This window comes from Paenibacillus sp. FSL H7-0940 (assembly GCF_037979415.1).
GTDB classification, from domain to species: domain Bacteria; phylum Bacillota; class Bacilli; order Paenibacillales; family Paenibacillaceae; genus Paenibacillus; species Paenibacillus amylolyticus.
Genome location: NZ_CP150280.1, coordinates 4,342,196 through 4,362,688 on the forward strand (window position 1 = coordinate 4,342,196; position 20,493 = coordinate 4,362,688).

Below are 20,493 nucleotides of genomic sequence, written 5' to 3' on the forward strand. Positions count from 1 at the left end.
CACTACGATATCAACAGGATGGTATCAATCAAAAGATTCATAATATTCTTCTTCATACACTTCCATGCTGTACTTCAAATCTACGGCCTTCCACTCGCCATCTTGATACTCATAAGTGAATGTCAGATCGCCGGCATATAAAGCCGCACCGTAAGATCCTGCTGCTGATACGACAAGCTGGCCATCCTCTACACTGTAATAGGTAACTCCACCGAATCCCAACTCTTCGTTATATACGCCGCCACTCGTATCTTCCTCGATCCGTAAAGGTTCTGTTTGAACGCCATCAACGGCGACATCAACATCCACACGGTCTGGTCTAACCGTAACTTTTGACTTCACATGCTGTTTCACAATCTCATCCAGAGATTGCATCTTCATCTCTTCCAGCGTTACCGGATTAATGATACGTGCTTGTCCCAAATAAATACCTGTTCCATGACCTTCTGTGTACAAAACGATAATTTCTTTCTGGCCGTCTCCATTCATATCCAGCTCGTGCACTTCGGGTTTGTAAGACCCGCCTTCTCCCTGCCAATCACTAAATTCTCGCGTTTTGCCGTCCACTTCCAAAATCATTCCGTTATATATATATCCTGAACCCTCAACTTTCATAGGGTATAATCTGACCTTCTCATTCTCTGGAGCTACCGAAACGTATTCCTCTTTCACGGGAATCGATTCCTGTGTTGTCTTCGCTGTGTCATGCAGTTTATCTATATTGGAAGCCTCGCCCACTGCGGTCTGGCTGGATTGATCATCTATGTTAAGCTGTTTTTGCGATTCATTCATGGTTCTGGCAGCCGAAGTTGTACTAATCGTAGCTACCGCCAAAATAATCATCAGCAGGATACCTGTCCAAGTTTTCAATATACTGGGCTCCTTTATCTGTTGTGATAATCCTATTATATCTTCATTTATCGCCTGCAAGTTGCGAATTTGTTAATCTTTCATAAAATAATCTTTACAAATTTTCGTTTTCACGAAAGAACGTTCGGCTTTAACCAGAATAAGCAAATTATCATGCCAAAACTGTTCTCCAAAAACAAAAAAAATCCCGAACACAGCTTAAGGCTGCATCCGGAATGCTTTGGTTTTGTCCAATAACCGATCGGTTAATTGTCTCAGTTCTTCAGCCGAGGATGAAATCTCCTCCATGATGGCTGTCTCTTCGTGTGCGGCATCCATAATTCGTCTCGCCTCATCTGAGAACGATCCGGCTTTGCCCTGGATTTTCTTCACATGACCGTGCGTTTGCTCCACGCGACCGGTCTGTTCTGCAATCTTGGAGCCGATATCATGCGCACCCTTCATAAATACTTCCACTGTGCCTGTCAGTTCATGCAACGTCTGATCCACAGACACGGTCCGCTCCGATTCATTAACCACGAGACCATGCTGCTCATGAGACAGTTGGGCTGTCTCCCTGATCCGCTCTTGCACACGACTAATCAGCTCATTAATACGGTGTACCGATTCCTTACTTTCGTCTGCCAGCTTGCGGATCTGCTGCGCCACAACTGCAAAACCAGAACCCTCTTCGCCAGCTCGTGCAGCCTCAATGGAAGCATTCAGGGCAAGTAACCCTGTTTCCTCTGCGATGTTTTTGACAGACTGGGTAATTACCTCGATATCGGAGGCTTCCTTCTCCAGCAACAACATAATATCGCGGGAACGATTGTGCGACTCGGCCAGCTCGTCCATTCCTTTCATCAACGATGAGAAAGTCTGTTTGGTATGATCCACCGATCGTTCCATCTGACCGGACATCTCTGTCATATCCATGGACTGGCTATGCATACGCTGGAAATCGTTCAGCATCTCATCCGCAGTGATCAGAGATTGATGGGAAGTGACCTTCTGCTCTTCTACGCCTACCGCAATATGATCCACCGCATCCGACATCATCTCGATCTGTTCAGCGGCCTGGGTAATTGCTTCACTCAGAGACTGTGCGTTCTGTGAAGTCGTTCTTGTACTGTCTGCAATATCATTTACAATGCTTCGAAGGTTAGAAACCATTGCGCGAAAAGCATCATATAATACAGTAAGTTCATCCTGCGTGCGTCGCTGTGGAATTTCGGTTGTCAGATCCCCCGCTGACACCTGCTGTGCAGCCCGGGACAGATGAACGATTGGACGAGTCAGCCAACGTGAGGCAAACCATCCCAGAATCCCGTTCCAGCATACTCCCATGATCAAAATAATCGATATGTATACCCAATTCGGAATATCTAATGTAATCCAGTCTTTGACAAAAAATATAAAAAAGCCGCTAGTTCCGTAGGTAATAATCGAAATCAGTACCAGACCTGCGACAGTCTTTGCTCCTAAAGTCCATTTCATGTGCACACCCCGTAGTCCTTTTTTCCTATTTTACCAATCAAGTACCAAATTTCATGTGATATACATCACTGAAAACGTTCTATTCCCCCTCATACTTGCCGTTCATGCATGACTTCTCTACCATATAGCGCATAATGTATAAGACAAGCTTGGATATCCCTAATTTTATTTATTATCGGCACAAGTGGCCAAATGATTTAGATTGGCATCCATTTTGCTTAAATGATATACTGAGTGCGCTTCAGCAACGCTGGAGCCGAACTATTTTTATTGATGCCACTGGAGGCGAACGAGATGTCTACTATGTCCACACGGACGGAGAAAGATTTTATCGGTGAAAAAGAAATCCCGGCTTATGCTTATTACGGAATTCAAACGGTACGGGCCGTGGAAAACTTCCCGATTACCGGCGTTCCGGTACACCGGGAGCTGATCACGGCTCTGGCTGCGGTGAAGAAGGCAGCAGCCATTACCAACATGGAGTTGAAGATGCTGCCGAGCAAGATTGGCGATGTGATTGTCATGGCAGCTGAAGAAATGATGAAAGGCCATCATCTGGATCATTTTATTGTAGACTCCATTCAGGGCGGTGCAGGCACCTCCATGAATATGAATATGAACGAAATTCTGGCCAACCGCGGGCTGGAACTGTTAACCAAAAGCAAGGGAGACTACTTCCATTGCAATCCCAATAATCATGTGAACATGTCCCAGTCCACCAATGACGTGGTACCTACAGCACTGCGCATTGCGGCGTACCGACTGTCGGAGACGTTACTCGCTACCATGAAGAGACTACAGGATGCGTTCCGTAAAAAAGAAGTGGAATTTAACGATGTGGTCAAGGTTGGCCGTACCCATCTTCAGGATGCCGTACCTATTCGCCTTGGACAAGAATTCGGAGCTTATGCCCGTGTAATCGGACGGGATATTGAGCGTCTTGAATTCGCCAATCGCCGCTTGCTTACCATTAACATGGGTGCAACTGCGGTAGGTACAGGGCTCAATGCCAAACCCGAATATATCGTCAAGGTTACAGAGCACCTGTCTGATGTTACCGGACTTCCACTACAAACAGCTGAGGATCTCGTGGATGCAACGCAGAACACAGATGCCTATCTGGAACTTTCAGCGGCGCTGAAGGTATGTGCGGTTAGCCTTTCCAAAATCTGTAATGATATTCGCATGATGGCTTCAGGTCCACGTGCAGGATTCAATGAATTGCGCCTGCCACCGCGTCAGCCAGGTTCCTCCATTATGCCGGGCAAAGTCAACCCTGTTATGGCAGAAGTCATTAACCAGGTATCCTTCCAGGTGATGGGGAACGACCATACGATCTGTATGGCGTGTGAAGCCGGTCAATTCGAGCTGAATGTCATGGGCCCAGTTATTGCGTTCAACTTGTTGCAATCGCTGAAAATTATGAATAACGGCATCGATGTTTTCACGCGTTATGCAGTTGAAGAGATGGAAGCTAACCGTGAGCGCTGCGAATTAATCATGAAGCAAAGTTTCAGTGTGGTTACGGCGTTGAACCCACACTTAGGTTATAATGTGGCAGCTTCCATTGTGAAGGAAGCACTCAAGACTGGACTTTCCTTGCAAGAGATTATTCTCGAACGCGGATTGCTGACACCGGAAGAACTGGAAGAGATTCTTCATCCGGAACAGATGACTACACCAGGGATTGCCGGAGAACACTTCCTGCGTAATATGGAACGTTTGTAGGTAATCAGGAAAACTAATGCAGCAACCCAAACACAAATAATTAACAAGAACCCTCGCATACCGTTTATCCGGTTTGCGGGGGTTCTTGTATTCAGAGATGATAAGACGCCAGCTATTCGATTAAACCCACCGTTTACGCTCAAGGGAAGGTAGAATCTGAAGTTCCTCCCTGTACTTGGCAACCGTTCTGCGGGAGATGACAATCCCCTCCTCGGCGAGCAATGTGGCCAAATGACTATCCGAGTATGGACGCTGAGCCTGTTCCGTGCGAATGATTTCTTTTAATCTACGTTTCACCGCTGATGCTGATGTTTTATCCCCTGACGTTGTACTGATTCCCGAGGCAAAAAAATCCCTGAGTTCATATACACCATGTGGGGTCTCAATGTATTTACCGTTCACCGCACGACTTACCGTTGATTCATGTATGCCAATCCTCTCTGCAATAACAGCCAGATTAAGTGGTTTTAGCCCGGATGGGCCTTTGACCAAAAAGTGCTTCTGCTCTTCCATCACTGCCGCCAGCACACGCACTAAAGTTCTGCGCCGCAAGTGTACACTCCGAATGATAGCCCTCGCTTCTGCCACGCGGGTAGACCAGGTTGCGTCGGGAGCCTCTTCCCTGATCCAGCAGAAGCACGCTTCATTCATCGATACCCGAGGGTTACCTGCTGCATGCAAACTATAATGGACCTCACCGTTACGCAACCCAACAATGGCATCCGGAATAATGTAATGTGGCCGTTCCGTACATCCGATCGATCGACAGGGCTTGGGGTCCAGACGTGTAATATAGTCATAGGCAGTCTGAGCTTCCCGTGAAGTCATACCTAATCGTCTCCCTGTTCTACCTGGGTGAAAAGGAACCAGTGCTTCCAATCCCGCTTTCACCATCCATTCCGCATTCAGCGAGGCTGATGGATCACGTCTAATCTGGAGCAACAGACATTCTTGCAGATTCCGCGCCCCTACACCAGCAGGGTCCAGCGATTGGAGAAGCTCCAGTCCCGCTGCAATCTTGCTCATCGGAAGCTCAAGTGTTGCTTGCACCTCTGCCAGTTCAACCGTCAGATAACCATCATCATTAACGCACCCTGCCAAATATACGGCCATATTTTCCAATTCGTCTGGAATTGTCATCACTCGAATTTGCGCAATCAGCAATTGTTCCAGAGTAGGTTCGGCACCTTTAGCCTGAAGCAACGGATCATAGGAATCACACCTGCGCTGATCCATTCGCCGCGGAATCCGGGCGAGGGGCGCGGCTTGTTCTTCCATTTCGAGTACTGGATTTTCCGCCGCCGCATCCAGCAAGTAACGGGTCAGATCCTGGCCAGACATGGTTAGCAAATGAAAGGATTGTTTCATCTCCGGCGTGATGGACAGCCGAATACGTTGTTCCTGTACCAACTGAACACCTAACATCCGTTACCCTCCTTATGCCTTCGGCAATAAACATCTGTGTTTCTTATACGAACAAAAGGATTTGCAGGGATAATAGCATACTATTCAAGCGAATGTAAGAAGTTTTTAGTTGGATTATGAGTTTCTGTCTAGTATTTCTCCGATACCAGCTTCGCCTGTGTGAACAACAACAGATAGTCTCTTCCACCTGCCTTGGAATCCGTGCCTGACATGTTAAATCCGCCAAATGGATGTGTACCTACCAGTGCTCCGGTACATTTCCGGTTGAAATACAGATTACCCGCAAAGTATTCGCGTCTTGCCTGTTCCAGATGTTCACGATTACGTGAGATCACCGCGCCGGTCAGACCATAGTCTGTATTATTGGCGATATCCAAAGCATCCTGGAAAGATTCTGCTTTGATGAACGCAAGCACAGGTCCAAAAATCTCATCCTGAGCAATCCGGGCTTTGGGATCCACATCGGCAATTATGGTTGGTTCAATGAAATAACCTTCAACGTTCCCTGTACCGCCACCGTGCATAAGCCGCCCCTCACCCTTGCCGATTTCAATATATTCCGTGATCTTCGCATAGGCCTTGTCATCGATAACGGGCCCAACCTGACTGCCAACTTCAAGCGGACTACCCATCGTCAGTTTCTGTGTCCGTTCAATCACTTTTTGCAATACTTCATCATATACATCCTTATGAATAATGGCACGGGAACACGCCGAACATTTCTGTCCTGAGAAACCAAATGCCGAAGCGGTAATGGACTCTGCCGCGAGTTCCAGATCACTGTCACTGTCTACTACGATGGAATCCTTGCCGCCCATCTCTGCAATAACCCGTTTGATCCACTTCTGACCTGGAGCTGTTCGTGCTGCACGTTCATTAATTCGCAGTCCCACATCTCGGGAACCAGTGAAGCTGATAAACCGGGTGAGCGCATGATCCACGAGATAATCACCCACTTCACTGCCTGGTCCTGGTAAAAAGTTCACAACGCCATCCGGCAGACCAACTTCTGCGAGCAGCTCCATAAACTTGGCGGCAATCACCGGAGTTGTACTTGCTGGCTTTAACACCACCGTGTTGCCGGAGACCAGTGCAGCAGAGGTCATACCTGCCATAATCGCCAGCGGGAAGTTCCAAGGTGGAATAACAACACCAACGCCCAGCGGTATATAACTCAGTTCATTATCTTCCCCTGCAATCCGCACGAGAGGCTGCGGTTCACTCAGTCGCTGCATATCCCGTGCATAGAATTCCATAAAATCAATGGCTTCTGCTGTATCCGCATCGGCTTCAGGCCAAGTCTTGCCGGCTTCATAAACCATCCATGCAGAGAACTCATGCTTGCGACGGCGCATAATGGCAGCTGCTTTGTATAGATAACGGGCCCGTTCATTCGGCTCAGTATGTTTCCATGTCTGGAATGTCTCCGCCGCTGTCTGAATGGCCTTTTCGGCCAATTCTCGATCTGCCTGATGGATCGTTCCGACAACTTGATTCTTGGCTGCAGGGTTCACGGAAGTTAACGTGCGGCTGCTTGTTATTTTTTGCCCACCAATAATAATCGGGTATTCCTGCCCAAGTTCAGCTTCTACCTGACGAAGTGCGTCTTCAAATGCTTCCTGGTTCGCCTGTACTGCAAAGGGTGTGAATGGTTCGTTAACAAAAGGGATATTCATCAATGATTCCTCCTTCAGGATGTGGGATTCGCTGGCTGCTCGCCTGAATTATTTTGCATGTTACTCATCACCAAATATATGTAGCAAAATCCGTGCCAACTCCGGTTGAGACTGAAATATTTTTCTCGTTAAATTTAACTAAAGAAAATTCACACGGGCCACTCCGATGACAGAATAACCTTCCGATCGCTGTTATCCCCAGATTTTTTTGATTCCTTTTTATAAAGTTAAAATCTCCATGAAAAATAGTAGACCATCGCCAAATCTGGCACGTTTCTTGCTTGAATTAAGGATGCACAATGCTGAAGGAGGAAACGAAAATGAGTGTGGGAACGGAAATATATCGCAAAACCTTATTAACCGTGGCAGGCAACAAAGCTGTAGAGAACCTGTCCATTAGATATGGTAAGAAGCTGGCAGGCAAATTTATTGCAGGAAACACCTTGGAAGAAGCTCTCGAAGAGATCCATATACTCAATAATAAAGGCATTATGGCTACACTCGATCATCTGGGCGAAGGCATCACTCGCCTGAGCGAAGCGGCATTATACAGGGATGAGTATGTACGCCTGGTAGAAGGCATTGCACGTGAAGGCGTAGACTCCAACGTCTCGCTAAAACCAACCCAGATGGGCCTCGCACTTGAACCGGAAGAGGGTTACCAAAATATCCGTACCGTTGCCACACAAGCCAAATTGCATGATCTTTTTGTCCGAATTGATATGGAGGATAGTCCATTTACTCAAGCAACGCTGGATATTGTGCGAAGACTGCACTCGGAAGGACTGCATAATACAGGCACAGTATTGCAAGCCTACCTGCATCGCACCGAAGAAGATACGCGTGATATGATTCGGGAAGGCATTCGGCTTCGTCTGGTTAAAGGTGCTTACAAAGAACCCGGATCAGTCGCCTATCAGAATACTTCTGAAGTCATTCATCAATTCAAAACGATGATTCGTAATCACCTCGATCAGGGTGTGTACACTGCGGTTGCCTCGCATGATGATCACATCATTAACTGGACAAAACAATACGCCAAGGATCGGGGAATCTCTCCGGATGCCTTTGAATTTCAGATGTTATATGGTCTGCGCATGAGCGAACAGGAACGTCTCGCCAAAGAAGGCTATCGCATTCGCTGTTACGTACCTTATGGCACCATGTGGTATCCGTACTATACCCGCCGTTTGGCCGAAAAACCGGCTAATCTCTGGATGGTCGTTAAGAATATGTTCCGATAGTTATTCTCCAACTGGATCAATATATATGAAAAAAGACAAAAGAAAACCATGTCGCCTCTTTCTTTCTGGGCACATGGTTTTTTGTGTACGAACACTTTACGAGAGCATCCAACTTGACGAATGGTCTAAACAAAAGTTGACAACTATATAGTTAGGCACCATACTATATGTATGGACAATCAAAACAAATCAACAACTGATATGTACCTCATCCCTTCGTTAGTACAAACGAAGCGTCAGGTTGATCGCTATCAATTAGACGTGGATGCACAAGCCGTGCTTGTCGCATCCAGACTGATGGTAGCAGGAGCCAAACTTGGGCATGCTGCAGAAATCCATTTCTCCAGATTTGGTTTATCGACAGGACGATATCGTCTGTTGGCAGATCTTGAAGATCACGAAGGAGAAGAACTGCCCTCCCAACTGGCGGAAAATCTGGGTGTAACCCGTGCTACCGTAACTGGTCTAATCGAGATTTTAGAACGCGACGGACTGGTTGCTCGTCGGACGAGTTCCGTTGATGGTCGTCAGAAGTCAGTCATTTTGACCGCCAAAGGTGCGAAAAAACTAACGGATATGGCTGCGGAACATTTTGCCAGACTGGAAGCGATGGTTGGATTACTTACGATCGAGGAAAGGAGTGTGTTTCTCAACCTGCTGGGGCGTGTAACACAAGGTATTGCTGCACTTACAGATGAGTCACACGACTTCTCCGAACCAAAATCCTAGGAGCATAACGAAGAAAGGTGAACCGGGCTAGTTCAACTAGCCCATTTCTATCGCCATATAGTTAGGCTCCTAATTACTTATAGATGAAAGCAAATCAGTGATTTCTAAACAAAAAAGGAGTAGTGATATGGTTAACCTTAATGACCCCATTCATTCCGAGGAAGCTTATCCAAACCGAGCTGCTAATCCTCCCCCAAAACCTTTTGTGCTGTGGCGTGAATTAATCCCGGCCTACTTGTCTCCTGCCATCATGGCAAGCATCGGGGGAATCGTTACCGCTGATGAAGTCCTTCAGTTACGAGCTTTAACAACGATTGGAGGGGCGTCTCTGCTTATGGCTCTATGGGCCGGACTCTGGCTTCGTAACCGTAAGAACCGCACACGGTGGGTGGCAAAAGCCCCCCGAATCATTGTCGTGGGCTGCTTGGCACTTGCAGGCGCAGGGTTTGGCTTGGTGGCGGCGTGGGGGATTTCTAATGTATTGCAGATCGTAAACCCGAGTTCTTCATGGGCTTGGTTGGATCATATTGGGTTCGATTTTCCATTGTCCGGTGCAATAGCTTGTACGATCATGACATGGCGCTGGCGAGCTTACATTATCAAATAAACAAGTTCATTATAAGGAGAGATTGAAACATGATTACTATTATTGGAGCAACAGGCATGATTGGAAATGTACTTTTGAGACGTTTGATGGAAAGAGGTATTCCCGTTCGGGCAGTAAGTAGAAAGCCGGATAAGCTTCGTCAACAAATGGCGGACTTGGCGTTGTCCGGGATTGAAATCTGTGCTGCCGATGCAAATGATTCCGAATCCATGCGCAGAGCTTTGGCGGGTACCAGTCAACTATTTCTAGCGTTATCCAACAACCCTAAACAAGTGGAACTAGAGACATCCATTATTCAGATGGCTGCGCAAGAGGGAGTCAAGCATGTCGTCAAAATATCCAGCCCAGCATATGACGAACGTTCACCAGTAACTGTAGCAGGCTGGCATGAACAAATCGAGCAAGCTCTAGTGAAATCCGGGATGACATATACAATGCTGCGGCCCTATGCTTTTATGCAAAATCTGCTCCGACTCGCACCAACCATTACAACTCAAGATGTATTCTTCGGCTGCATTGGAGATTCCCCGTGCAACTTCATCGATTGCCGAGACATCGCAGATATTGCCACAGAAGTGCTGACTAGCGACAAACCAGTGAACCGCATCTATACGCTTACCGGTTCCGAAGCATTCACTTATGCACAGATTGCAGATAAAATGTCCACCCTGTTCAATCGTCCGATCGGATTCTTCAACCTCAAACCCGAGGAGCTTCGAACGGATCTGATCGAACATGGACAGATGCCTCCTTGGCTTGCAGACCACGTTGTGGAAATTCAGACGATGTCTTCCGTTGTGCCAGAGAAGCCGACGGATACGGTCCAACGCTTGCTTGGCAGAGCGCCGCGTTCACTTGATGCATTCCTGAGAGAACATCGAGATGCATTTAAACCAAGGCTGTAAACCAAGTTATACAATAACGAAAAGGGGCTCTCTCGCTCCAAGCGCTAACGACCCCACCGCATATTAAAGCGATAAACAAAAATGCTAAGTTTAACGAACTTCAGCGTTCTAGAGGATGGTTATGAGCTCTACAGGAATCCTAGCCGGTAATAATGTTTTTAATGAGAGAACTTAACTATTAATTAAGCTAAAGTCTAGCCACTCAAAAAGAGCGGCTAGACTTTATATTATGACTCTTTTAATGCGAAAATTATTAAAGTGAGAACTTCCCATGATTTGCGACCGAAGACTGTCAACCACTAATTATGAGATAGGACCACAATTTTAAATGTCTATTTTTCTGGACACACCCATTTATTATTTAAAAGTTAACCACTTAACTGTTGAATAAGAATAGAAGCATTAGCATTGGTCTGTGTTCCACCTGCTAGTGTTTGCAGACCAACAGCTGATGCGCTGGAATGATTCCGTAATGTCAGCACATCACCGGGAGCAGCCGTAATAATGACCATGCCTGGATTCGGTTGAGTCCCAGCTCCTGAACCATAGACACTGCCACCTACAGGGGCTCCGTTTTGATAAAGGGTGAATTGGTTTGCCTGCACACCTGCAACGTTGAAAAACACCGCATAGTCCCCGGCATTACCAATAATAATCGCAGCGGTATTGGGCGCATGAGTAATATTAGTAAGATTTTGGTTGCTGTCGAAGATTACATCCGCTTCAATAGCTACAGTTTGAGCTGAAGTATTAAAAATATAGGCATAAGAGGACAACCCTTGCCCTGCTGTACCGGTTGCTCCAGTGACACCTGTTGTTCCGGTAACCCCAGTGCTTCCTGTTACTCCGGTAGCCCCGGTACTTCCCGTTGCTCCTGTCACTCCAGTAGCTCCAGTGCTTCCCGTTACTCCCGTAATACCCGTGGCTCCTGTTATTCCGGTGGCCCCTGTAACGCCCGTTGCTCCTGTCACTCCAGTAGCCCCGGTGCTTCCCGTTGCTCCCGTAACACCAGTGGCTCCTGTCACTCCAGTAGCCCCGGTGCTTCCCGTTGCTCCCGTAACACCAGTGGCTCCTGTCACTCCGGTAGCCCCGGTACTTCCCGTTGCTCCTGTAACACCAGTCGCTCCTGTCACTCCAGTAGCTCCAGTGCTTCCCGTTACTCCCGTAACACCCGTGGCTCCTGTCACTCCGGTGGCCCCGGTGCTTCCCGTTACTCCCGTAACGCCCGTGGCTCCTGTTATTCCGGTGGCCCCTGTGCCTCCTGTTACTCCCGTAACGCCCGTGGTTCCTGTCACTCCGGTGGCCCCGGTGCTTCCCGTTGCTCCCGTAACGCCCGTCGCTCCTGTTACTCCGGTGACCCCGGTGCTTCCCGTTACTCCCGTAACGCCCGTGGCTCCTGTTACTCCGGTGGTCCCAGTGCCTCCCGTTACTCCCGTAGCTCCTGTCACTCCAGTAGCTCCGGTGCCTCCTGTTACTCCCGTAATACCCGTGGCTCCAGTGGCTCCAGTTACACCCGTTGTGCTCAGCGTTTCTCCCAATAACTCCTGGGATACCAATCGGTGAGCCGCGACTAATTCGCCTGCGGCATTTTTACCCCATACGGATATTTGTGCTTCTGGAGCAGCCGTGTCTGAGGTTGAAAATACAAACTCAAAAGCATCAAAATTCCCATTATAAACTTTGGTTATGACCTGATTAGGTGATACATTGAGCAGTTCTTCTACATATAATGTTCTGACTACATTAAGGTAATAGCCCCGAAGAAGCACTGTGAACACATCTGTCGCATTCCGGTTATCGATTTTGACCGTAACGGATTGAGTTGGTCGGATCCCCGTTATTCCTGAAATATTATTCTCAATGGGCCCAGTTGATAGAATCGCCATTTCATCACCCTCCTTCGATTGAATTCATTCATTTCAGTCCTTGGTATAGTATTATTCAGACGATACTTAATGGTGTGGACAAATTGAGAGTCAACATATAGAATCACTTAACCTGCCCAGTGAATGTGTTGAGATTAACGAACTGATACTGTCATGTTCATGAATGCTTCACTTTCGCTTCAGATTGAGAGCGTATTCTAGTTGTACAAAACAAAATTAACCACTATTTCCGATTGTCTTATGTATGATTCATGTCAAAAAATCTATACACACTTCACTTTGAAAGCTATAATATGGATAACTATCTCACTCAAATATTTCCATTTACTCCGATCATAAAAGTTCCTTGTAACAGGTACAGTTCTGAAAGTTATGCCCTAACTGAGGTGATATCGATGAAACATTTACTTCCAGAATTAATGTCTTTATTGCGTACGGATATGGATGTTCTGGATACAGACCTCCCCACACTTACCATTCCGTCATCAACATCGTTGGTAGATGCCTTCTGCTTATTCGACACATCTTCTTATTTATTCATTCAGGATGATGGCCCTCTATTGGGATATATCGCCGTATCCGATGTTTTGCATGCCATGATGCATGCGCATCGCCTAATAGAAGCTTATTTTGAGACCACACTGGAGACAGCGGGTTCAGCTCTGACATTAATTAATGAAGATGCCAAAGTGGCCTACTGGACAACTGGCGCGGAGCATGTTTTTTCGATCAGCAAAAATGATATTATCGGACAACCCGCGGCGGACTTTTTCCCTCCAGATCGGCTACAATCTCTCAAGACGTTGTATACCGGCGAAACGGTCTATCGCAAACAGCATCAGCCACGGCCCGACCTGTTCGCCCTTATTAATGCTCGTCCTGTCCAACTGGATGGACATATTGTGGGTGCAGTTGCTGCCGAAGTGGATATAACAACCGAAATCCGATTACATCAGGAACTATTACATATGACCTCCAAAGTCCAACACCTGGAGAAAGCCGTTGCTCGGCTACGTCCCGAATTAGATCCATTTGCCAGAATCAAGGGCAGCAGCCCGGTCATCAAGCAGTGCATGGAGACCATTCGCAAGATCAGTACCACCTCAGCAACCGTACTTATTCTCGGGGAGAGCGGCACAGGCAAGGAGTTATTCGCCAAAGCCATTCATGATCTCCGTGAATTGCAGACTGCACCGTTCATCGCTATTAACTGTGGGGCAATCCCTGCTTCATTGTTTGAAAGTGAGTTATTCGGCTACGAAAAAGGTGCCTTCTCCGGAGCAGATCCCAAAGGCAAAAAGGGCAAGATTGAGCTTGCCGAAGGGGGTACTCTTTTTCTGGATGAGATCGGTGAGATGCCATTGGAATTGCAAGTGAAACTGCTTCGGGTGTTGCAGGAGAAGAGTTACTTTCCTGTGGGGGGAACGCGTATGAAGCAGGCCGACTGCCGGATTATCGCAGCAACCAACCAGAATCTAATGAGTATGATTGCCCGTAATCAATTCCGAGAAGATCTCTACTATCGGCTGAATGTCATTAACCTTGTCATCCCTCCTCTGCGTATGCGCAAGGAAGATATCTATGAATTAACCCAGACGTTCCTTCAAGAATTCTCATTGCTCTATAACCGTCATATTGAGTTGGTTCCACCTGAAGTGTTTAAGTTGCTGTTCCAATATGATTGGCCAGGCAATGTACGTGAATTACGAAATGTGATCGAACGCCTGACCATTCTGACGACAGATGGTGAGGTGAAGCAGGAATATCTGCCCGATACCCTCACTTCCCTCACCATGCAAGAACAGTCCGAAATTCAACTGGCATCCGGAATCCATTCACATGCCAACAACGAATATCAGCAACGTCAGGATTCGGCGGGAGCAGAACAAGAACCTCGAACGGTTGCAAATGTGGACGAAACAGAACCTTCGGATGATTCCGAACTTGTCTCCGGTGTTACCTACCAGCAAAAATTGGACACCTATGAAGCGCAACTTCTAATTCAATATCTGAAAGCAGCAAGTGGTAACAAACGAACCCTCGCCAAGCAACTTGGCATCTCCAGGGCAACGCTCTATAACCGCATGAAGAGGCTTGGTCTATGACCAGCCTCTTCTTGTCGTTATTATCGGTATATGAATGAATAGAACCCTACAAAATCCGCGCCAAGCGAGTCAGCGCTGTTCTGAGATGGCGATAAAATGTCGCCCGACTCATGGAACACGTCTGGGCTGCGGCAGTTGGATTGCCAGCATGCGTCCAGTAGGCTGCGTATAACAGCATCTGATCCTGTGGAGATAGGCCATGCACTCTGCCCTCCAACAGATCCATGACATACAGCTGTAACTGGATCCCATCCCTTGCTCCTGCAACCCTGCCAGCATATTCATGCAATTCTCCTGGAGAACGAAGGTGCCCCAGCATCTTGCGAACCTCCTGTTCCGACCAGCATGTCCGCTCCCGCACCGTTGTTCCTGACTGTATCCGATCATCTTGCCATTCAGGATCAAGCAGGGACATAACCCACGCTCCGAATTGCCCACTACGCAAATCCAAATCAAGCACATCTGCCGGGTCCTCATATCTGTCACAAGCACGGGTTCGGGTTCTCCGCATCTGAAAGCCAATACTCAGCAGGAACAACTTCAGATGAGGATTCGTTGCAATCAATATCACTCTCGCACCATCACCCAAGAGAGACAGTCGGTCCAGTGCCATATACCCCACCAGTTCTTCTCGTGTGTAACCAGGCACGTCATCTCTTGCCGCAGCCAACAAAGCAAAGTGAGTATCACTCCGATCCGGATCATTACCAAGCTCCTGTGGTGTGAAGCATTCATTCATCTCATTTGGAAAATGCTTCAGTAGCAGACCGCTACTTTCCCTATGTACTAGCACTGTAATGAACATGGCGATCGGCTCTCCAAGCTGGTCACGCATCAATACGATCCCTTCGGGATAACGGTGCGCCAGCTCATCCAGGAACGGGCCATAGAACACGGCCTGATCTGGTGCCACGCTGTACTCACACCATTGTTGTAACAGCCTGTGCAGCGAAGGCAGATCCTCTTGTTTCATCGTTTCAAGAGGGGAGAACAAGGAATCACGGGACACATCCGCGTACTTGCGGAATTGAAGCATGGACTCCTGACAGAGCAACAACATCTTCCGGGCAATCTGGCGGCGCTCATGCGAACCTGCCTGTTCATGTAGCGGTTTAAGCAACTTCGCGATTTGGATACGCATCGTCTGCAACCGATGCGGCTCACGTTGGCGCAAATCCCGTAGCAGATGCACCCTGCCCATGTCATGCAGGGCAAGACCATCCGGGCCGGAACGAATAAACGACATCTGTCTCAGCATGTGGTACTCTTCTTGGGTCACAGTCATATCCAGTACAGATGATAACAATTCCTGATTTGCTGTTCCAAGCAGGGTTAACACCTCCACCATGGGATGCAGACGAGGAATCGTCAGTTCCAACAGCAATCGGGCACTAATCATATGCGACAGTTCAGCCCATTCGGCATGGGGAAGATTCCGTCTCTGATCCGCAGCTTCCACAGCAAGCGCCAAACCCAGCGGATGTCCATCGGTCATTCTCGTAATAGTACCTGCCATCCCCTGAATCAGAGAGCCCGCAACCGAGATATACTCCGAAATCTCTTCGACGGTAAAATGTTGAAGCTGCATCTGTACAAACCGCTGATGCAATCGGGGATGTGTCCGCCAGGCGGATGCAAGTTCTGGGCGTGATGCCAGAATGACAAGTATCCCTCTTAACGGAAGTTTGGATATGAAGACTTCCATGAACCAACTTTCCAGCAGTGCGAGTTCTTCATAATTATCCACTGCCAGGACCAATCGCTTCTCGACCGAAGTGTCTTTCAGCAAGCTCAGTGGTCGCGGATATCCGTCATTATCCAGTGTTTCCAACTCCAAAGTAGAGGACAAATATTCCATAAAAACGGAAGGCGTTGCGCCGCATGATCGGCCATCCATCCATATTGCCGTCGCACCTTGATCACGAGATACGGATAACATCTCTGAAAGCAAGGAAGATTTACCGATGCCTCCCATACCCGTAATTGAAAATATGGTCAGTGGCGCTTCCGGATGATTGAACCACCGCTCCAGTGTCGTCAGTTCCTTGGTTCGACCAATGAAACGTTTGCCATCCTCAACATATTTGTCGTATTGAGCCTCACTACTGTTTCCCATATATGTCCTCCGTACTAGATACTGGTACTTTTAATATACTTTTTTCTCTCACAAAATTGAGACTATATTGAGACGCGCAATTGCATGTGAAGTGATAGAATCTTGTTAAAAGCCAATTTATAGTAAATATTCAAAACAGCGGACATGGAAACGTTTTTACAAGGTATACATAGACCCCTCCGCGCTACTTCTTAACATAATGGATCATTCCGCCAATCAAGCACAGCCAACATGTACATGAGCATTTACCGATCTCGAATTCATGCTTCCCTTTCATACCCTACTACCAGCCCGATATTCCAGGAAAGGCGGATTTGTGTGAGAATAAACCTCGATATCTGTAATCTGAGCGGACAACTTGGAATCAATCCTAAACGACTTAATGAATGGCTGCACCAAAGTGGCATTTCAATGGAGGACAACGTCGCAGAACCGGAAGGACTCCCTGACCGGTCATCCCCCCCGTATCGGCTGGCTGCGCCTTCTTCCTTATCACTGGCACCATCCTCCGGTCAAATGAAGCTTTATCGGGGCCGACGCTCCACTTCCACTCTGCAACGCCTGCCTGCTTCATTACAACATACCCGGCGGATTAGTAGAAACTGCTAGACTGTGCTCAAGGTAGTGTAAGATGGGTGCACAGTCTGTCTTGCATCCCTTTCACCTCATCAAGAGGAGTGCCACTGCCCATTCTCAATCATCGCGTGCGCGAGCAGCGCCATCTCCAGACAGATTCTTCTCCCTTGATCCATGTAACCTGGACCCATCAGTTCTTCCAGCTTCTCCAGTCTGTTGTACAACGTTTGCCGATGAATAAATAACTGGGCGGCCGCATCCCGTTTGGAACCAAAGTTCTGCAGGTAAGCATCCAACGTCTCTACCAATCGCAGGTGATGCGTTTGGTCATGTTCAATCAACATACCCAGGTGATCCTGGACAAAGGGTTGCAGGAAGGATTGGGGTAATGCTTTTAACATTTGATATATACCCATACGTTCGTAAAAGTGAACATGTTCCATCGAATCTACCGATCTCGAAACTTCGATCACCTGATAGGCCTCCTGAAGGCTCTCCGGTAGACCGGTCAAACGGCTGCGAAACTTGCCAAATCCCACATGAATCATGACCTGCTTCAAGTTGCGGCTCGCAAACTGCTTCACGTCCAGAGCGATTCCTTCCAGCAAGCGTAGCAGCTGATGACGTGTAGCAGCCGAGACTGCTTCCTTCGCACAGCACAGATACACCTGATTGTTCTTCAGCATAATCAGGCTAGGCAGATTGTTCTTCTTGAGCAGGGAACGCAGCAGGACAAGAACATCCTGATGATTGGCTTCCATCCTCTCCCGGCCTGTACCCTTCAATCGATGCTCAATCTCGATGACCCCTCCTGCAAACCAGTACTGTCCCTTCACCAGCAAACGAAGCCCCATTCTAGTCTGAGCCTGTTCCTCCTGATGGATGTTGCCATTCATCAGATCCTGGATCAGTTCATTCTGATTGCGGACCATCTTCTCTTCAAGAAACTGGGAGCGAAGCGTGAGCGCTGCCGCTGCCTTCGCTGTATAGTCGAGCAGCAGCTTGAGATATTCGACTGGAGCTGCGGGATGCACAATCATGCCTACAGCCGAAAATACCTGGCCAAAACAGACGACCGGATGACACAGCAGAGCCTTCTCTTCGTCCATGTGGAACCATAATTCGGTATCTGAATCATTCAAATCCAGATGTTCTACCTCCTGCTCATACCAGGTATAGATGGCCTGTTCCATCTCCGGAACAAGTTCGGGCACAAAACTGCCCGGCTCCATGGACGAAATGTACACCACCGGTTTGGTAGCGTACTCATACAGCAGGTTCAGCACAGCAGACATATCCGTACTCTGTAATGTTCGTTGCTGAAGCTGACGGGAGTATGCTTCCAGACTTTTCAGCAACTGATGTTGATGATTAATGAGCAGAGAGTGAATATCCTGTGTAATCTCAACAAAACGGACCGGTTGCTCAAATACGATCAGCGGAAACTGGTGTCTGTCCGCCAGTTCAATCAGTTCTTCCGGGATTCCGTATATGCTGGTACCAAACTCCACACACAGCCCGGCTGCCTCACTGCCAATGAGTTGAAGCAGATACTCTTCGCGCCCTTCTTCCGATTGAAGCCACAGTCCAGTGGATAAAATAAGATCATGGGGGCTTACGAATGGAGATACATTGGTAATCTCCAATACATGAACCCAGCCAACCTGACGGTTCACTCCATCCTTCCCTGCCGCTAGTCGTGCTCGGCCAAATACCGGACGTGCAAGGATATCTTTGATCGTAAACACACGGTCATTTCGCAATGGCGATCCCTCTTTGTGTTATTTTTTCTTACATTATAATCCATGGACAAATGTCCTGAACAGTCTTTTTCGACAATATGTTGAGTTCAATTTCTAAATATTAGACATCAAGTAAGGTGCAAAACGATTATCCAAGTCATAAACTTGTAGTATAAGCTAACAACCAATAAATGGACGAGGTGCATGGTGATGAGAATCGGAATTCCCAAAGAAATCAAGAATAATGAGAATCGTGTAGCAATGACTCCGGCCGGGGCTGCTGATTTCATCAGAGCCGGTCACCAGGTACTGATTGAACAAGGCGCGGGGATCGGCAGTGGATTCACGGATCATGAATATCAAACTGTGGGCGCCGAGATTCGGATGGATGCCAAGTCCGTGTGGACCGAAGCCGATATGATTATCAAGGTGAAAGAACCGCTTGCCAGTGAATATGGATATTTTCGTCCGGGACTGATTCTGTTCACATACCTGCACCTCGCAGCGGAACCTGAGCTTGCCAAAGCCCTTATTAAAAGTCGGGTAACGGCTATTGCGTATGAGACGTTGGAGGTCAACAGTGCTCTCCCCCTGTTAACCCCTATGAGTGAAGTTGCAGGCCGCATGGCCTCCCAGATCGGAGCACAACTACTGGAGAAAACGGAAGGTGGCAAGGGTATTCTGTTGTCCGGCGTACCAGGCGTCAGTCGGGGGAAAGTGGTCATTATTGGTGGTGGAACGGTGGGAACAAATGCAGCCAAAATAGCTATTGGTCTTGGCGCCGATGTGACCATCCTTGACCTGAATCTGAATCGTCTGCGCCAGTTGGATGATATCTTTGGCAATCAGATCCACACGCTAGTATCCAGCCCGTCCAACATCGCAACAGCTGTTGCCGCGGCAGATCTGTTGATCTGTGCGGTGCTGATTCCGGGCGCCAAGGCGCCAACGCTTGTCAGCGAGCAGGTGGTGAAGACGATGGCACCGGGTTCGGTCATAGTGGATGTCGCGATTGATCAGGGCGGGATCGTTGAGACCATTGATCATATCACAACCCACGATGAACCGACCTATGTGAAACATGGCGTCGTGCACTACGCGGTGGCGAACATGCCGGGCGCCGTGCCGCGTACGTCCACGGTGGCGCTGACCAACGCCACCATGCCTTATGCGCTGCAGCTGGCCAACCACGGTGCAGCCGCCGCGATTCGCGGCAGTTCGTCCATTCGCAGCGCGGTCAACGCGCTGAATGGACACATCACGTATGAGGCGGTTGCCCGGGATCTCGGGCATGCCTATGTTCCTGCGGGTCAGGCGCTGGAGAATACCGCCGCTGTCCAGTAATCTTGATATAATCGTTCCACCTCGGCGCCTTGTCGCCAGGCCTGTGGGACGCAATAGAAGCGCA

At 48.1% G+C, this 20,493-nt stretch carries 15 protein-coding genes; 8 read left to right on the top strand and 7 right to left on the bottom strand.

The annotated features are described in order from the left end of the window. Positions 1–24: 24 nt before the first annotated feature. Together MHB71_RS19295 and MHB71_RS19300 are read right to left on the bottom strand one after the other, a co-directional pair. Positions 25–870 carry a hypothetical protein gene (locus MHB71_RS19295; RefSeq protein WP_340027291.1) on the bottom strand — a complete coding sequence of 282 codons (846 nt, stop codon included), beginning with the start codon at positions 868–870 and terminating at the stop codon, positions 25–27. Positions 871–1,068: 198 nt separating this feature from the next. Further along, a complete protein-coding gene (locus MHB71_RS19300) occupies positions 1,069–2,346 on the bottom strand; it encodes a methyl-accepting chemotaxis protein (RefSeq protein ID WP_036612082.1) in 1,278 nt (425 codons plus the stop codon). 294 nt (positions 2,347–2,640) lie between these two features. Between MHB71_RS19300 and MHB71_RS19305 the strand changes: the two genes are divergently transcribed. Next, on the top strand, positions 2,641–4,074 hold the full coding sequence (locus MHB71_RS19305; RefSeq protein WP_017690253.1) for an aspartate ammonia-lyase: 1,434 nt from the start codon (positions 2,641–2,643) through the stop codon (positions 4,072–4,074). 120 nt (positions 4,075–4,194) lie between these two features. On the opposite strand, the gene rpoN is transcribed toward MHB71_RS19305, so the two are convergent. Together rpoN and pruA are read right to left on the bottom strand one after the other, a co-directional pair. Then, positions 4,195–5,499: an RNA polymerase factor sigma-54 gene (gene rpoN / locus MHB71_RS19310; RefSeq protein WP_340027292.1), complete on the bottom strand. Its 1,305-nt coding sequence runs from the start codon at positions 5,497–5,499 to the stop codon at positions 4,195–4,197. Positions 5,500–5,627: 128 nt separating this feature from the next. Beyond that, positions 5,628–7,175 (bottom strand): L-glutamate gamma-semialdehyde dehydrogenase, encoded by a 1,548-nt coding sequence (gene pruA / locus MHB71_RS19315; protein WP_340027293.1) that lies wholly within the window; start codon positions 7,173–7,175, stop codon positions 5,628–5,630. 320 nt (positions 7,176–7,495) lie between these two features. Between pruA and MHB71_RS19320 the strand changes: the two genes are divergently transcribed. The 4 genes from MHB71_RS19320 (at position 7,496) to MHB71_RS19335 (ending at position 10,660) form a co-directional block, all read left to right on the top strand. Next, the gene (locus MHB71_RS19320; RefSeq protein ID WP_340027294.1) at positions 7,496–8,419 is read left to right on the top strand and encodes a proline dehydrogenase family protein; all 924 of its coding nucleotides are present in this window, start codon (positions 7,496–7,498) and stop codon (positions 8,417–8,419) included. Between the two features lie 171 nt (positions 8,420–8,590). Further along, positions 8,591–9,148 (top strand): MarR family transcriptional regulator, encoded by a 558-nt coding sequence (locus MHB71_RS19325; protein ID WP_047841886.1) that lies wholly within the window; start codon positions 8,591–8,593, stop codon positions 9,146–9,148. Positions 9,149–9,275: 127 nt separating this feature from the next. Further along, the gene (locus MHB71_RS19330; protein ID WP_036612071.1) at positions 9,276–9,755 is read left to right on the top strand and encodes a hypothetical protein; all 480 of its coding nucleotides are present in this window, start codon (positions 9,276–9,278) and stop codon (positions 9,753–9,755) included. Between the two features lie 29 nt (positions 9,756–9,784). Further along, positions 9,785–10,660: an SDR family oxidoreductase gene (locus MHB71_RS19335; RefSeq protein WP_340027295.1), complete on the top strand. Its 876-nt coding sequence runs from the start codon at positions 9,785–9,787 to the stop codon at positions 10,658–10,660. A gap of 368 nt (positions 10,661–11,028) precedes the next feature. On the opposite strand, the gene MHB71_RS19340 is transcribed toward MHB71_RS19335, so the two are convergent. Next, positions 11,029–12,546 (bottom strand): collagen-like protein, encoded by a 1,518-nt coding sequence (locus MHB71_RS19340; protein WP_340027296.1) that lies wholly within the window; start codon positions 12,544–12,546, stop codon positions 11,029–11,031. A 395-nt stretch (positions 12,547–12,941) separates the two neighbouring features. Between MHB71_RS19340 and MHB71_RS19345 the strand changes: the two genes are divergently transcribed. Continuing rightward, positions 12,942–14,651, top strand: coding sequence for a sigma 54-interacting transcriptional regulator (locus tag MHB71_RS19345; protein WP_340027297.1), 1,710 nt, complete (start codon positions 12,942–12,944; stop codon positions 14,649–14,651). 46 nt (positions 14,652–14,697) lie between these two features. On the opposite strand, the gene MHB71_RS19350 is transcribed toward MHB71_RS19345, so the two are convergent. Beyond that, positions 14,698–16,767 carry a hypothetical protein gene (locus MHB71_RS19350; protein ID WP_340027298.1) on the bottom strand — a complete coding sequence of 690 codons (2,070 nt, stop codon included), beginning with the start codon at positions 16,765–16,767 and terminating at the stop codon, positions 14,698–14,700. Between the two features lie 318 nt (positions 16,768–17,085). Between MHB71_RS19350 and MHB71_RS19355 the strand changes: the two genes are divergently transcribed. Next, complete coding sequence (locus tag MHB71_RS19355; RefSeq protein WP_338707938.1) at positions 17,086–17,376, top strand: hypothetical protein; 291 nt, start codon at positions 17,086–17,088, stop codon at positions 17,374–17,376. 59 nt (positions 17,377–17,435) lie between these two features. Here MHB71_RS19355 and MHB71_RS19360 read toward each other — a convergent pair whose 3' ends face one another. Then, the gene (locus MHB71_RS19360; RefSeq protein WP_340027299.1) at positions 17,436–19,106 is read right to left on the bottom strand and encodes a PucR family transcriptional regulator ligand-binding domain-containing protein; all 1,671 of its coding nucleotides are present in this window, start codon (positions 19,104–19,106) and stop codon (positions 17,436–17,438) included. A gap of 189 nt (positions 19,107–19,295) precedes the next feature. On the opposite strand from MHB71_RS19360, the gene ald reads away from it, so the two are divergent. Next, positions 19,296–20,429 (top strand): alanine dehydrogenase, encoded by a 1,134-nt coding sequence (gene ald / locus MHB71_RS19365; RefSeq protein WP_036606470.1) that lies wholly within the window; start codon positions 19,296–19,298, stop codon positions 20,427–20,429. The last annotated feature ends 64 nt before the right edge of the window (positions 20,430–20,493 follow it).

What these genes read in the sequence shown, in the direction of transcription:
- MHB71_RS19300 (WP_036612082.1), bottom strand. Translation starts at nt 2,346, where the DNA reads ATGAAATGGACTTTAGGAGCAAAGACTGTCGCAGGTCTGGTACTGATT.
- MHB71_RS19305 (WP_017690253.1), top strand. Translation starts at nt 2,641, where the DNA reads ATGTCTACTATGTCCACACGGACGGAGAAAGATTTTATCGGTGAAAAA.
- rpoN (WP_340027292.1), bottom strand. Translation starts at nt 5,499, where the DNA reads ATGTTAGGTGTTCAGTTGGTACAGGAACAACGTATTCGGCTGTCCATC.
- pruA (WP_340027293.1), bottom strand. Translation starts at nt 7,175, where the DNA reads ATGAATATCCCTTTTGTTAACGAACCATTCACACCCTTTGCAGTACAG.
- MHB71_RS19320 (WP_340027294.1), top strand. Translation starts at nt 7,496, where the DNA reads ATGAGTGTGGGAACGGAAATATATCGCAAAACCTTATTAACCGTGGCA.
- MHB71_RS19325 (WP_047841886.1), top strand. Translation starts at nt 8,591, where the DNA reads ATGGACAATCAAAACAAATCAACAACTGATATGTACCTCATCCCTTCG.
- MHB71_RS19330 (WP_036612071.1), top strand. Translation starts at nt 9,276, where the DNA reads ATGGTTAACCTTAATGACCCCATTCATTCCGAGGAAGCTTATCCAAAC.
- MHB71_RS19335 (WP_340027295.1), top strand. Translation starts at nt 9,785, where the DNA reads ATGATTACTATTATTGGAGCAACAGGCATGATTGGAAATGTACTTTTG.
- MHB71_RS19340 (WP_340027296.1), bottom strand. Translation starts at nt 12,546, where the DNA reads ATGGCGATTCTATCAACTGGGCCCATTGAGAATAATATTTCAGGAATA.
- MHB71_RS19345 (WP_340027297.1), top strand. Translation starts at nt 12,942, where the DNA reads ATGAAACATTTACTTCCAGAATTAATGTCTTTATTGCGTACGGATATG.
- MHB71_RS19350 (WP_340027298.1), bottom strand. Translation starts at nt 16,767, where the DNA reads ATGGGAAACAGTAGTGAGGCTCAATACGACAAATATGTTGAGGATGGC.
- ald (WP_036606470.1), top strand. Translation starts at nt 19,296, where the DNA reads ATGAGAATCGGAATTCCCAAAGAAATCAAGAATAATGAGAATCGTGTA.